11 protein-coding genes are annotated in these 12,687 nt (G+C 64.7%); 6 read left to right on the top strand and 5 right to left on the bottom strand.

What is annotated here, in order from left to right:
• Window positions 1–5: 5 nt before the first annotated feature.
• Entirely contained in the window at window positions 6–590 is a 585-nt protein-coding gene (locus tag NKJ32_RS07435) for a TetR/AcrR family transcriptional regulator (RefSeq protein ID WP_352827211.1), read from the bottom strand.
• 107 nt (window positions 591–697) lie between these two features.
• Here NKJ32_RS07435 and NKJ32_RS07430 point away from each other — a divergent pair, with 107 nt between their 5' ends.
• From NKJ32_RS07430 to NKJ32_RS07420, 3 genes are all read left to right on the top strand, one after another.
• Window positions 698–1,513, top strand: a complete 816-nt coding sequence (locus NKJ32_RS07430) for an oxidoreductase (RefSeq protein WP_352827208.1) — start codon at window positions 698–700, stop codon at window positions 1,511–1,513.
• A gap of 86 nt (window positions 1,514–1,599) precedes the next feature.
• A complete protein-coding gene (locus tag NKJ32_RS07425; RefSeq protein WP_352568908.1) occupies window positions 1,600–2,547 on the top strand; it encodes an alpha/beta fold hydrolase in 948 nt (315 codons plus the stop codon).
• 5 nt (window positions 2,548–2,552) lie between these two features.
• Entirely contained in the window at window positions 2,553–3,554 is a 1,002-nt protein-coding gene (locus NKJ32_RS07420; RefSeq protein WP_352754848.1) for an NADP-dependent oxidoreductase, read from the top strand.
• On the opposite strand, the gene NKJ32_RS07415 is transcribed toward NKJ32_RS07420, so the two are convergent.
• The gene (locus NKJ32_RS07415) at window positions 3,547–4,476 is read right to left on the bottom strand and encodes a sugar kinase (protein ID WP_352568906.1); all 930 of its coding nucleotides are present in this window, start codon (window positions 4,474–4,476) and stop codon (window positions 3,547–3,549) included. The two genes, NKJ32_RS07420 and NKJ32_RS07415, sit on opposite strands and share 8 nt — an antisense overlap.
• A gap of 158 nt (window positions 4,477–4,634) precedes the next feature.
• Here NKJ32_RS07415 and NKJ32_RS07410 point away from each other — a divergent pair, with 158 nt between their 5' ends.
• Both NKJ32_RS07410 and NKJ32_RS07405 read left to right on the top strand, forming a co-directional pair.
• Window positions 4,635–5,081: a FixH family protein gene (locus NKJ32_RS07410; RefSeq protein WP_352568996.1), complete on the top strand. Its 447-nt coding sequence runs from the start codon at window positions 4,635–4,637 to the stop codon at window positions 5,079–5,081.
• Window positions 5,082–5,088: 7 nt separating this feature from the next.
• Window positions 5,089–6,288, top strand: a complete 1,200-nt coding sequence (locus NKJ32_RS07405; protein WP_352644741.1) for a cytochrome-c peroxidase — start codon at window positions 5,089–5,091, stop codon at window positions 6,286–6,288.
• A gap of 237 nt (window positions 6,289–6,525) precedes the next feature.
• Here the strand turns inward: NKJ32_RS07405 and NKJ32_RS07400 are convergent, their stop codons facing one another.
• Entirely contained in the window at window positions 6,526–6,978 is a 453-nt protein-coding gene (locus NKJ32_RS07400) for an Lrp/AsnC family transcriptional regulator (RefSeq protein WP_352568904.1), read from the bottom strand.
• Window positions 6,979–7,140: 162 nt separating this feature from the next.
• Here NKJ32_RS07400 and putA point away from each other — a divergent pair, with 162 nt between their 5' ends.
• Window positions 7,141–10,752, top strand: coding sequence for a bifunctional proline dehydrogenase/L-glutamate gamma-semialdehyde dehydrogenase PutA (putA, locus tag NKJ32_RS07395; protein WP_352754845.1), 3,612 nt, complete (start codon window positions 7,141–7,143; stop codon window positions 10,750–10,752).
• A gap of 169 nt (window positions 10,753–10,921) precedes the next feature.
• Here the strand turns inward: putA and NKJ32_RS07390 are convergent, their stop codons facing one another.
• Window positions 10,922–12,202: an energy transducer TonB family protein gene (locus NKJ32_RS07390; protein WP_352827202.1), complete on the bottom strand. Its 1,281-nt coding sequence runs from the start codon at window positions 12,200–12,202 to the stop codon at window positions 10,922–10,924.
• A 48-nt stretch (window positions 12,203–12,250) separates the two neighbouring features.
• Window positions 12,251–12,682, bottom strand: coding sequence for a hypothetical protein (locus NKJ32_RS07385; RefSeq protein WP_352568901.1), 432 nt, complete (start codon window positions 12,680–12,682; stop codon window positions 12,251–12,253).
• Window positions 12,683–12,687 lie beyond the last annotated feature (5 nt).

Genomic DNA, 12,687 nt, shown 5'->3' with positions numbered 1-12,687 from the left:
TGCCCTCAGGAGGCCACCTCGTCTTGAACCGGCCGGATCAGCGCCTTTGCGGCAGCTGCTCCCGCCGCTAGGATACGATCCGATAATTCCGTTCCTTCCACGGCGCGCGCGAGTTGGAGCGCGCCGATGAGCGTTGCAAACATGCCCAACGCAGCGCCCTCGGGATCGTTCGTCTGCGGCAGAGCTTCAGCTATCTGGCGCACCAGGGATTGAGCGCGTTCGGCATAGAGGGCTCGCGTTTCAGGCGGCTGCCGCGCGATTTCCGGCAACAACGCGGCCGAAGCGCAACCCTTTCCAGGATTGTCCCGGTGCTCGGCCGATAGATACGTCTCTATGGCCATTTCCGGACCGCCGGCGGCCAATGCTTCCTGCACTTCATGCGACTGCGCGTCCAAGGCCGCCGCCACGCTTTCACGGACGAGCTCCGCCTTCGACTGGAAGTGCGGATAGAAGGCGCCGTTCGTCAGCCCGGCGTCGCTCATGATGGTTGCCAGCCCGGAGCCCGCGATGCCGTCAGATCGAAAACGTTCGGCGGCGACCTCCATGATCCGGCTGCGTGACGCGTCTTTTCGGCCCTTTTCGTAGCGCATGGTCTTTCTTTCCTGTCCTGCTATTGCATTATGCTCATAATCTGATATTACGACCATAATTCAATTCATGGAAATAAGCTAGACCTCTCGAACCTGGAACATCAAAAATGAATGGGAATTCTGAAAAGACCGCAATCGTGACCGGTGCCTCCTCGGGCATCGGCCGCGCCAGCGCCGAGGCCTTGGCGCGGGCGGGTTTCACTGTCTTCGGGACAAGTCGCCGCAAGACCAGTAATGGTCCGGGCGGAGTGACCATGCTGGCATGCGACGTGACCGATGATGCGGCCGTCAATGCGCTCGTTGCCAACGTGCTCGCGCAGACCGGCCGGATCGATCTCCTGGTCAACAATGCCGGTGTCGGTCTGCTAGGAGGCGCCGAGGAATCCTCGGTCGCACAGGTACAAGCCCTATTCGACGTCAATCTGTTCGGCGTCATGCGGATGACCAATGCGGTGTTGCCGTCGATGCGGCGGCGCGGCGACGGGCGCATCATCAATATCGGCTCGATTCTGGGACTGGTACCCGCGCCATACTCAGCTCATTACTCGGCGGTCAAGCACGCGCTCGAAGGCTATTCGGAATCGCTCGACCACGAGGTGCGCGCCTTCAACGTCCGCGTTTCCGTCATCGAGCCGGCATTCGTCCGCACCGTCTTCGACCAGAACGGCATCGAGCCGGATTCGCTGTTGAAGGAATACGATCGGGCTCGAGCCGGGCTCAAGGCGCTGCTGGGCGATGTGATGCCCAAGGCCGATCAGCCGGAAGTGGTGGCGGATGTGGTTGTCAAGACAGCGACCGATGCCCGTCCGCGGCGGCGCTATACCGCTGGCAAGGCAGCGCGCCAGGTCAGCCTGCTGCGCCGCTTTGCCCCCGCGGGGATTTTCGACAAGAGCCTGCGCAAGCAGTTCCGACTGCCGGTCTGAACAACGGCGAGCCAGACGATTTCACGCACATGCGACTAGCAACTACGACACATTTGGCCAGGCCCTACGAAACGGAGGCGCCAAGCATGACACATAGATCCAATCGGTCGCCGCGTTCACCGGCGTTGTTCCAGGACGCGCCAACGCGCTCCGTCGATGTCGGCGGCATAGCTTTTGCGTACAGGGAACTCGGGCCTAGGACGGGCGTGCCAGTGATCCTGCTCAACCATCTGGCTGCTCAGCTGGACAATTTTGATCCGCGCATCGTCGATGGCCTCGCTGCGACCCGGCGGGTAATTGCCTTCGACAATCGCGGCATCGGCGCTTCGGGTGGCAAAACTCCGTCGACCATTTCCGGCATGGCGCGGGATGCAATCGCCTTTGTCCGGGCGCTGGGGTTCGAAGAAGTCGATCTCTTCGGCTTTTCACTCGGCGGCTTCGTGGCGCAAGAGATTGTGCTGACCGAGCCCAAGCTTGTGCGCAAACTCATCCTGGCTGGCACGGGGCCGGCCGGTGGGCAAGGCATCGACAAGGTGACGCCGCTGACGATCGTGGACATGATCAAGGGCGCGCTGACTTTTCGGGATCCGAAGTACTATCTCTTCTTCACAAGAACGACGAATGGGCGCCGCGCCGCAAACGCATTTCTGGAACGGCTGAAGGAGCGCCGGAATAACCGGGACAAGGCGATATCGCTGAGCGCGTTCGGCGCGCAACTCAAGGCGATCAAGGCCTATGGACTCCAGGCGCCTGAAGACCTGAGCACCATCCGCATTCCCACTTTGGTTGCGAATGGCGACCAGGACAGGATGGTGCCGAGCAGCAATACCTATGATCTCGCAGGGCGTATCCCGGGGGCGCATCTGGTTATCTATCCGGATGCCGGGCATGGCGGGGTATTTCAGAACTACGCCGATTTTGTCCCGAAAGCCCTGTCCTTCCTCGAGGCTGAGGCCTTGCCGCAGGGCGGCTATGCAGCTGAAAACGTTCGGCTTGTTTCGTCCCGAACAACAACAGACATTCTTAGAAAGTAACTGCCATGAAGGCATTCGTTGTCGATAAGTATAACAAGAAGGGCATTCTGCGGCTGGCCGAAATGCCGGAGCCGGAGCTCCAGGACAGCGATGTCTTGGTCGAGGTCCATGCCGCAGGGGTGAACCTGCTCGATTCCAAGATCAGAACCGGGGAATTCAAGCTCATCCTGCCTTATCGCCGGCCCTTCATCCTGGGCCACGACGTGGCTGGGAAGGTTGTTCGCGTGGGATCGAAAGTCCGCAAGTTCAAGGCCGGCGACGATGTCTATGCGCGGCCGCGCGACGGCCGGATTGGGACATTCGCCGAATTCATTGCCGTGAATGAGGCCGACGTAGCCTTGAAGCCCGAGAATCTCAGTATGGAAGAGGCGGCGTCGATTCCCCTGGTCGGTCTCACCGCCTGGCAGACGCTCATCGAACGGGCAAACCTGAAGAAGGGACAGAAGGTCTTCATTCAGGCTGGTTCCGGCGGCGTCGGGACATTTGCTATTCAGTTGGCCAAGCACCTCGGCGCGACCGTTGCGACAACCGCGAGCGCGGCGAGTGCCGATCTGGTCAAAAGTCTCGGCGCCGATGTCGTCGTCGACTACAGGAAAGACGACTTCGAGAAAGTTCTGTCGGGCTACGATGTCGTCTTGAACAGCCAGGACGCCAAGACACTGGAAAAATCCCTGAGCGTGCTGAAACCGGGTGGCAAGCTCATCTCCATCTCCGGTCCACCGGATGCCGAATTTGCCAGGGAAAAGGGGCTGAACTTGATGCTGAGGCTGGCGCTGCGCTTCCTGAGTCGCGGAATTCGGGCCAAAGCCAAGCGCCGCGGCGTGCAGTTTTCGTTCCTTTTCATGTGGGCGCAGGGCGATCAGCTGAGCAAAATCACCGCTCTCATCGAAGCCGGCGCGATCCGCCCGGTTGTGGATCGGGTCTTTCCATTCGAAGCGACCAATGACGCCCTGGCCTATGTCGAAACAGGACGCGCCAAGGGCAAGGTCGTCATCAAGGTCAGATAGCAGTTGCCTCGAACGCTGCCCTCAGCGTCTCGAACGGCGCCAGGGCGCCGCGCACCTGCACGACGGCGGCGGCAACGCGATGGGCCCGCAGCACCGCCTCTGCCGGGGCATGGCCGGCAAGTCGGGCGGCGAGGTAGGCGCCGTTGAAGGAGTCCCCGGCGCCGGTGGTGTCGACCGGCGCGGCGACATGCACCGCCGGAACCGATTGCAAGGTTCCGTTTTGCGCGATCAGCGCCGGTTCCTCACCGTTCTTGACCACGACTTCGCCGGCCAGCTTTCGCAGCCGTTCAGCTGTTTTCTGCGGTGTCGTATCACCAAACAGCATCTGCTCGTCGGGAAAGGTCGGGAGCGCGATGTCGGCGACGGCGAGCGCCTCGAGGATCGCGGCCTGCGCTTCCTCGCTTTGGCGCCATAGCCGCGGCCGGTAATTGGGGTCGAAGGCAATCAGCGAGCCGGCCGCGCGCGCCTTGGCCACGGCCGTCAGCAGCACCGTGCGTGCGTCGTCGTCGAGGATTGCCAAAGTGATTCCGGAAAAATAGACAAGCGCCTGGTTTTCAAGGCTTTTCTGCAAAGCGGCTGGGTCCGAAGCCAACTGCCTTGCGGCCGCATCGGCCCGCCAATAGGTGAAAGAACGTTCGGCGCCGGTCAGCGTGATCGCATAGAGGCCGGGGCGGGCGCCCGCTATCACCGGGCTGGCGCCGATGCCGATGCCGCTCTCGGCCAGGAACTTGATCTGGTCGCGTGAGAACGGGTCGTCGCCGAAGGCCGACACATAGGTCGCCCGCCGCTCGCCGCTCAAGGCATGCAGCGCCCACAAAGTGTTGAACGTGTCGCCGGCAAAGCCCATGCGCCAGTTCGGCCCGGCCTGGCCCGAAAGCTCTAGCATGCACTCGCCGATCGAGGCGATGCCGTTTCCTGCCATGAAGCACTCCTCCATCCCTGCAATTGCGGTGCTGTAGCTTTTTGCAGCCGGCAGCGCCATGCTTGGCGACGGCGGATTCTTGCACTGGGCGCGATTTCCCACAGGGGCGTGGGACGCGATCTGCCCAGCGAAACGTTATCCGCAGAACAGGAATGGGTTTGGCATCGTTATGGCGTTATCTTCTTGGAGGCCTCGGCCTGGCTGCCTTGCTCGCCGGCGTGCTGGCAATCGTCTATCTGACGGCGCCGCGTGCGCCGCAACCAAGCTCGGATGTCGGCCGTTCCAAGACGACGGCGAACAAGCTGTTCGCGGCGACTTTCGAGCCCGAGAAAGGCGTCATCCGGCAGGGCGAACTGGAATCCTGGCTGCTCACGCTCAAAACCGTCGAGGGTGCGCCGGTGGAAGGTGCTGCGATAACGATTTCCGGCGGCATGCCGCAGCACAAGCACGGTCTGCCGACCAGCCCGCAGGCGACCGATTACCTCGGCGCGGGGCGCTATCGCATCGACGGGGTCAAATTCACGATGAGCGGGTGGTGGCAATTGCATTTTGCCATTTCCGCTGCGGCCGGTTCGGACACTGTCGTCTTCAATGTGGTGCTGTGAGCCATAGATGAGCCGGTTTCCCAGTCTTCTCGCGTTGGTGGTGGTGGCCGTGCTTGCCGGCTGCGGCAGACCGGAGTTTTCCGATGCCGAAAAGCAGACCATCGCCTCACTGGCCCTGTCCAAGCTGCCGCCGCTGAAGCCCGATACCACCAATCGCTTCGCCGATGTGCCGGCCGCCGCGGCACTCGGCTCGACGCTGTTTTTCGACACCGGGATGAGCGGCGACGGCACGGTATCGTGCTCGACCTGCCACAAGATCGACCGGCAGTTCCAGGACGACCTGCCGCAAGCGGTCGGCGTCGGCCGCACCAACCGTCGTACCATGCCGTTGGCCGGCGTCGCGCATGATCCCTGGTTCTTCTGGGACGGGCGGCGCGACAGCCTGTGGGCGCAAGCGCTGACACCGCTCGAAAATCCGCTGGAGCAGGCCGGCAACCGCGCCGCCTTCGCACATTACATCAAGGCCCGCTTCGGCGAGCGCTACGAGCGCATCTTCGGGCCGCTGCCTGACCTTTCGGGCGTGCCGGCCAATGCCGGCCCGTTCGGCACCGATGCCGAGAAGGCGGCCTGGAACGCCATGCCCGCCAGCCAAGCCGAGGAGGTCAACCGCGTCTTTGCCAATATCGGCAAGGCGATCGCCGCCTTCGAGCGCTCGATCGCGCCGCCGCAGACACGCTTCGACCGCTTTGCCCTCGACCTGGCTGCGGGCGCCGAGCCGAAAGGCGACGCCGCCTTTTCGTCGGAGGAAATCCTCGGCCTGAAATTGTTCATCGGCAAGGCCAATTGCGTGACCTGCCACAACGGCCCGCGTTTTACCGACGGCAGCTTCCACAATACCGGCGTGCCGCCGGTCGCGGGCCTGCCGCCGGATCGCGGCCGCGTCGAGGCGGTGGCGCAGGTCGAGGCCGATCCGTTCAACTGTTTCGGCGCCTTTCGCGACGGCGATGCCAGCGCCTGCCGCGAGTTGCGCTTCATGGTCAAGACCGGGCCGGAACTCGTCCGCGCCTACAAGACGCCGTCGCTGCGCGGTGCCGCCACCCGTCCGCCCTACATGCATGCCGGGCAGTTTTCCTCGCTCGACGAGGTGGTGGCGCATTATTCCAAGGCGCCGGCAAGTGTCGAGGGTGTGTCAGAGGTCCACCCGCTGCAGCTTTCGGACCACGAGCGCGCGGCGCTGGTGGCGTTTTTGAAGACACTGGCGGAGTGACGTTGGGTTTGCCGGGACGTGAAGATAGATTTCGACTTTCCCGACTTGAAGCAAATTAAAAAGGTGGCAATCACAAAGCCTCGAGATTAGCTGAGACATCTCTCCACTTCGTCATCCCAGGGTCTGCGCCGCGTCGCTTCGCTCCTTGCTCCGCCCTGGGATGACGAAGGGATGGTGGGGATAGGCTAGTCGCCAGCGTTGGATCGGCCGCTGATATCGGTCTGTATGCAGAGATACTCACCGATCCTTCACCGTCTCCATCGCGACAAACGTCGAGGTCTGGGCTACGTGCGGCAGGGCGGAGATGCGCTCGCCAAGCACGCGGCGGTAGGCGGCGATGTCGGTGGTGCGGACCTTCAGCAGATAGTCGAAGCTCGATGCCATCATGTGGCACTGCTCGATCTCCGGCACCGCCTGCACGGCGCGGTTGAAGGCGTCGAGCGCGGCCGAGCGGGTGTCGGACAGTTTCACCTGGACGAAGGCGACATGGCCTTCGCCCATGCGCTCACGGTCGATGATCGCCTGGTAGCCCCTGATGAAGCCGTCCTTCTCCAGCCGTTTGACTCGTGCCTGCACCGGCGTCTTCGACAGGCCGACTTTAGCCGCCAGGTCCGACATGGAAAGCCGGCCATTGCTGCCCAGAGCCGACAGGATGTTCCTGTCGATCCGGTCCAATTGGTCTTCTGTCACTGGATTCCTGGTCGAATTGGAGGTGATCAGTCCTAATGATAGATCGATCGATCTGTTCTGTCGACTTCTTTGGACCGACTGCAATCCCTACTTATGTTAGCTTGCGCCGTTCGGTCCGGTGACCGCCGGCCCGCTCCCTTATGCTCGCTCTACAGGACCGCCATGCCAGCGCTCGACACCATCCGCCAGCAGATCCGTGCTAATTATTTGCCCGACGAAGACCAGGCGGTGAAGCGGCTGGCCGAGGCGGCCGGGCTGTCCGCGCAAGACCGCAAGGCGATTTCGGCCCGTGCCGCCGATCTAGTGCGGGCGGTGCGCGGCTCGTCCGATCCGCGGCTGATGGAGGTCTTCCTGTCCGCCTATGGCCTCTCGACCAAGGAGGGCGTGGCGCTGATGTGCCTGGCCGAGGCGCTGCTGCGCGTGCCCGACACCGAGACGATGGACGACCTCATCGCCGACAAGATCGCGCCGCACGACTGGTCGGCGCATTCGGGCGGCTCGAGCTCGATCTTCATCAATGCATCGACCTGGGCGCTGATGCTGACCGGCCGCGTGCTCGACGAAGGCGAGGGCGGCATCGAAGGCACGCTGCGCGCCATGGTGCGCCGGCTCGGCGAGCCGGTCATCCGCAAGGCGGTCGCGGCGGCCATGCGCGAGATGGGCGAGCAGTTCGTGCTTGGCCGCACGATCGCCGAGGCGGTCAAGCGCGGCCGGCCGATGACGCAGAAGGGCTATCTCTATTCTTTCGACATGCTGGGCGAGGCGGCCCGCACCGAGGCCGATGCGCTGCGCTACCTCAAGGCATATGCCGATGCGATCTCTTCGCTCGATGCCGGCGCCAACGGCCCCGACATCCGCCAGAACCACGGCATTTCGGTAAAACTGTCGGCGCTGCATCCGCGCTATGAAGTGACGCAGAAGGAAAAGATGCTGCCCGTCATGGCCGAGCGGCTTTGGTCGCTGGCGCTGGCGGCGCGCCATTCGCGCATGGGCCTCAACATCGACGCCGAGGAGGCCGACCGGCTCGACCTGTCGCTCGACGTCATCGAACGGGTACTGGCCGAGCCGGAGCTTGCCGGCTGGAACGGCTTTGGCGTCGTCGTCCAGGCCTACGGTCCGCGCGCGGCCTTCACCGTCGACTGGCTCTATGCGCTGGCGAAGAAATACGATCGCACCATCATGGTGCGGCTGGTCAAGGGCGCCTATTGGGACACCGAGATCAAGCGGGCTCAGACGCTCGGGCTCGACGGCTATCCGGTTTTTACCCGCAAAGCCAACACCGACGTCTCCTACCTGGCCTGCGCGAAGAAGCTTTTGTCGATGACCGACCGCATCTATCCGCAATTCGCCACCCACAACGCCCACACCGTCGCCGCGATTCTGTCGATGACGACGGAGCGCGATACATTCGAGTTCCAGCGGCTGCATGGCATGGGCGAGGCGCTGCATGAGACGGTGCGGCGGGCCGAAGGCACGCGCTGCCGCATCTATGCGCCGGTCGGCGCGCATTCCGACCTGCTCGCCTATCTGGTCCGCCGGCTGCTCGAAAACGGCGCCAATTCCTCTTTCGTCCACCAGCTCACCGACGAGGAAGTCGAGCCCGAGGACATTGCCCGCGACCCGCTCGAAACGGTGGAGAAACAAGGCCCGGCCGCCAATCCGGCGATCGTGCCGCCGTCGGCGATCTTTGGCCCCGGCCGGCGCAATTCCAAGGGCTTCGATATCACCGACACGCCGACGCTGGCGGCGATCGACAAGGCCAGGGCCGAGTTCGCCGGGCCGGACCGCTGGCACGCCAAGCCGGTCAGCCGCGCTGCCGGCTATGGCAAGCAGCGTCCGGTGGTCAATCCGGCAAAACCTTCCGAAGTGGTCGGCACGGTGAGCGAGGCCGGCGCCAAGCAGGTCGAGACCGCGGTACGCATAGCGGTGGAGGCACAACCGGCATGGGCAAGACGCCCGGTCGCCGAGCGCGCTGCCATCCTCAACCGGGCGGCCGATCTCTACGAGGCGAACGCCGTCGAGTTCTTTGCGCTCGCCGCCCGCGAAGCCGGCAAGTCGCTCGCCGACGGCGTTGCCGAGGTGCGCGAGGCGGTCGATTTCCTGCGCTACTATGCGGCCGAGGCCGCCAATGCCGAGGCGGGCACCGAGGCGCGCGGCGCCATCGCCTGCATCTCGCCGTGGAACTTTCCGCTGGCCATCTTCACCGGCCAGATTGCGGCGGCGCTCGTCACCGGCAATTCGGTGATTGCCAAGCCGGCCGAACAGACGCCGCTGATCGCCTTCCGCGCCGTCCAGCTGCTGCGCGAGGCCGGCGTGCCGGAAGACGTCATCCAGCTTCTGCCCGGCGACGGCCCCTCGGTCGGCGGCCCGCTGACCGCCGATCCGCGCATTGCCGGCGTCTGCTTCACCGGCTCGACCGAGGTCGCCAAGCTGATCGAAAAGCAGCTCGCCGAGACCGCCGTGCCCGACGCCATGCTGATTGCCGAGACCGGCGGCCTGAACGCCATGATCGTCGATTCCACAGCACTTCCCGAACAGGCGGTGCGCGACATCCTCGCCTCCGCCTTCCAGAGCGCCGGCCAGCGCTGCTCGGCATTGCGCATTCTCTACGTGCAGAAGGACGTCGAGAAGAAGATGCTTGAGATGCTGAAAGGCGCGATGGAAGCGCTCAGCCTCGGCGACCCGTGGCGGATATCGACCGATGTCGGCCCGGTCATCGATGACGAGGCGCAAGCGTCGATCCGTGACTATTGCACCAAAATGGGCCTGCAGGGCCGGCTGATCGCCAAGCTCGAAGCGCCGAAGGACGGCCGCTTCGTTGCGCCGCACGTCTTTCGGGTCAAGGGCATCGAGGAGTTGGAGCGCGAGGTGTTCGGGCCGGTCCTGCATGTCGCCACCTTCGATGCCGACGAGATCGATGCGGTGATCGCTGCGATCAACCGCAAAGGCTATGGCCTGACCTTTGGCCTGCACACCCGCATCGAAGGCCGCGCCCAGCATTTCGTCGATGGCATCCATGCCGGCAACATCTACGTCAACCGCAACCAGATCGGCGCCGTCGTCGGCGCGCAGCCGTTCGGCGGCGAGGGCCTTTCCGGCACCGGGCCGAAGGCCGGCGGGCCACATTATCTCCGGCGCTTCCGCAAGGGGCCGGAAGCCGGCACCCATCTTGCCGAAGGCCGCAAGGTGACGGCGACCGAGCTCGCCGACAATCTGCCGGACCCGGCCTTTGGCGGCTGGTCGACGCGGCCGGATCGCGTCGCCATCCTGAGGAAACATCTGCGCGGCAAGGGTGCCGCGGCTATCGGCACTGCCGCCGGCATCGATTTCGGCCAGGTCGACCTGCCCGGGCCGACCGGCGAGGCCAACACGCTGTCGCTGTCGCCGCGCGGGCGCGTGCTGTGTCTGGGTCCCGACGCGGATACGCTGCTTGCGCAGACGATCCAGGCGCTGGCCGCCGGCAATGCCGTGCTCGCCGTCGCACCCGGCGCGCCGGCGGCACTTTCATCATTGACCGGCAAGGGCCTGCCGCTGGCGGCGATCGACGGCCGGCCGGACCCGGTCGAAGCGCGCTCGCTGCGGGTCGATGTCGTGGCCTTTTCCGGCACGCCCGAGGCCGCGCGCATCGTGCGCAAGGTCATCGCCGAGCGCGCCGGCCCGATCGTGCCGCTGATCAGCGAAGTCTATTATCCGGCCGCCTACGCCCACGAGCGCGCAGTCTGCGTCGACACCACGGCGGCGGGCGGCAATGCCAGCCTGCTGGCCGCGGCCTGAGGGTTTCGCCAGGGCTCGCGTGTCGCGGGCAGGGCAAATCGCTTGGGGTTGCGCTGTCCCTCACCCTTACCCTCTCGCTGTGAAGAACGGGGAGAGGGGTCGCCAGCGTTGCGTCCACGCCCCTTCTCCCCGGGGCGGCGCCGACTTTGATGCCTGATGAGAGCGATAGCTATCTGATACCGAGCGGCACTTCGAACTGCCAGGCCGAGCGACCGGCTCCGTCTGGAATAGGGGGAAAGGGAGAAGCCCGGCGGACTGCGTCGAGTGCGGCCTTGTCCAGCGCGGCAACACCCGAACTGCCCGTCAGCCTGGCCGACCGGACGCTGCCGTTCGAGCCGACGGTAAAGGCAACCGTAGCTGTGCCGGTGGCGCGCGTGCGTGTCGAATTGAAGGCCCGCACCAGTTTTGACCTGATCTTGCCGGGATAGTTCGTGACGGCTGCATTGCCGATGCCTGATTTGCCGCCCCTGCTGGCGGTCAGGATCTTGCCGTCCTTCCTGGCGTCGGCCATGCCGCGCGCGACATCCGTTTCGTCACGGCCGCCGGAGCCGGCTTTTTTCTTCTTGGTGTCGGCTTTGGCCGCAGCCTTGCCCGCCTTCTTGCGCAGGGCCGGCTTTTCAGGCTCGTTTGGTTCGACCTTCCTGGCCGGCTTGCTCTTTGCGGTTGCCTTCTTCGGCTGCCTGGGCTCAGGCTTGTTCGGCCTCGGTTCTTCCGCCGCGACGACGGTCTCGGCCGTCTCAACCGTTTCGGCCGGCGCCGGGTCGGCTGGTGCCGGTGCGCTTGTCTCGGCAGGCTCGGCCGTTTCGGCCGCGCTGACTGGCGGCGGCACGGCATTGTCGTCGGCAGGCACCAGCCTGTCGGTCGCAAGAACGTCGGGCGATGGGTCCTGGCGCGCCGGCTGGACAGGTTGCGCAGGCTCAGTCCAGTCGGCAACGGCAGCGGTTTCCATGGCGGCCTCGTTGACCGGCTCAACCACTTCTTTGTCCGATGTCTCCGCCGCATCGGTGACCGGCTGGAGCGTCTCCTCTGCCGCGGCCGCCTGCGCCTCGACCGTTTCGACCGGCTTGGCGTCGAGCATGGTCACCATCGTCACGTTGGCCACTTCCGGATCGTCTCCGACATCGCTGGCCGCCTGCTGCGGGTCGGCGCCGAGCAGCATTTCGCCTTGCTGGTCGGCACCTTCGATGCTTGGCCGGTCGTCCGGCAGCGTGAGGAAGGCCAGCGCCACCGCCACGTGGAATGCGCAAGAGCAGGCGATCGCCACCGTCCAGTTGCGGCGCCGCCGCGTCTGTCGTGCCTGCCGCAATGGCTCCATAGGTACCGCAGTCAAGTCGCCGTCGGCATCGGCGATGTAACTGTCTTCCGGCCTGTCGCGCGGCGAAACACGCAGCGCCCCGCGCGGGATGGCGAAATCCGGATCGTCCGGTTCCGGCGGCAGGAAACCGGCCAATGGCCACGCGACGGGGTTTCGTGCGAATGCGGGTTCCGGTCCCAAAATTCAGACCCCGAAGGCGATGCCGGTCCTGGTCTGCGTCTTCAGCCCGCGCATGCAGGCATTCGGCTCGGCGCCGGCGCATTCCGTGGCGCTGTTGATCAACACGCGGCTGACCTTGCCGCAATCCGTGCCGGCAAGATCGAAACGCGTCACCTTGGTCTTGCCTGCCGGCAGCTCCTTGAAATCGAGTACCGTCAGCCGGTCGACAACGCCGGCCCCGTTGAACAGCGCGATCTCGAACGCCGCCTTGGAAAGACCGGCGCCGAGATTGTTGGTGACCACGAAGGTAAGGCGGCAGCCCTTGTCGGAAGGCTGCGCGCCATTGAGCTCGAGGATCAGCGCCGGTGCTTGCTGCTGTGTCCATGCCGGAGCCGCCGCAAGCAATATTGCCAGCACCGCGGCGAACAGACGAAGGGATGCCGTCATGCCTGTCATTGTCG

This window comes from Mesorhizobium sp. M0159, from assembly GCF_040322295.1.
Taxonomy (GTDB): Bacteria; Pseudomonadota; Alphaproteobacteria; order Rhizobiales; family Rhizobiaceae; genus Mesorhizobium.
Note: the sequence above shows the minus strand (reverse complement) of the source record. Positions and strands in the feature narration are given on the sequence as shown.

Coding starts and splice junctions, on each gene's coding strand:
- NKJ32_RS07435 (WP_352827211.1), bottom strand. CDS start 590: ATGCGCTACGAAAAGGGCCGAAAAGACGCGTCACGCAGCCGGATCATG.
- NKJ32_RS07430 (WP_352827208.1), top strand. CDS start 698: ATGAATGGGAATTCTGAAAAGACCGCAATCGTGACCGGTGCCTCCTCG.
- NKJ32_RS07425 (WP_352568908.1), top strand. CDS start 1,600: ATGACACATAGATCCAATCGGTCGCCGCGTTCACCGGCGTTGTTCCAG.
- NKJ32_RS07420 (WP_352754848.1), top strand. CDS start 2,553: ATGAAGGCATTCGTTGTCGATAAGTATAACAAGAAGGGCATTCTGCGG.
- NKJ32_RS07415 (WP_352568906.1), bottom strand. CDS start 4,476: ATGGCAGGAAACGGCATCGCCTCGATCGGCGAGTGCATGCTAGAGCTT.
- NKJ32_RS07405 (WP_352644741.1), top strand. CDS start 5,089: ATGAGCCGGTTTCCCAGTCTTCTCGCGTTGGTGGTGGTGGCCGTGCTT.
- putA (WP_352754845.1), top strand. CDS start 7,141: ATGCCAGCGCTCGACACCATCCGCCAGCAGATCCGTGCTAATTATTTG.
- NKJ32_RS07385 (WP_352568901.1), bottom strand. CDS start 12,682: ATGACAGGCATGACGGCATCCCTTCGTCTGTTCGCCGCGGTGCTGGCA.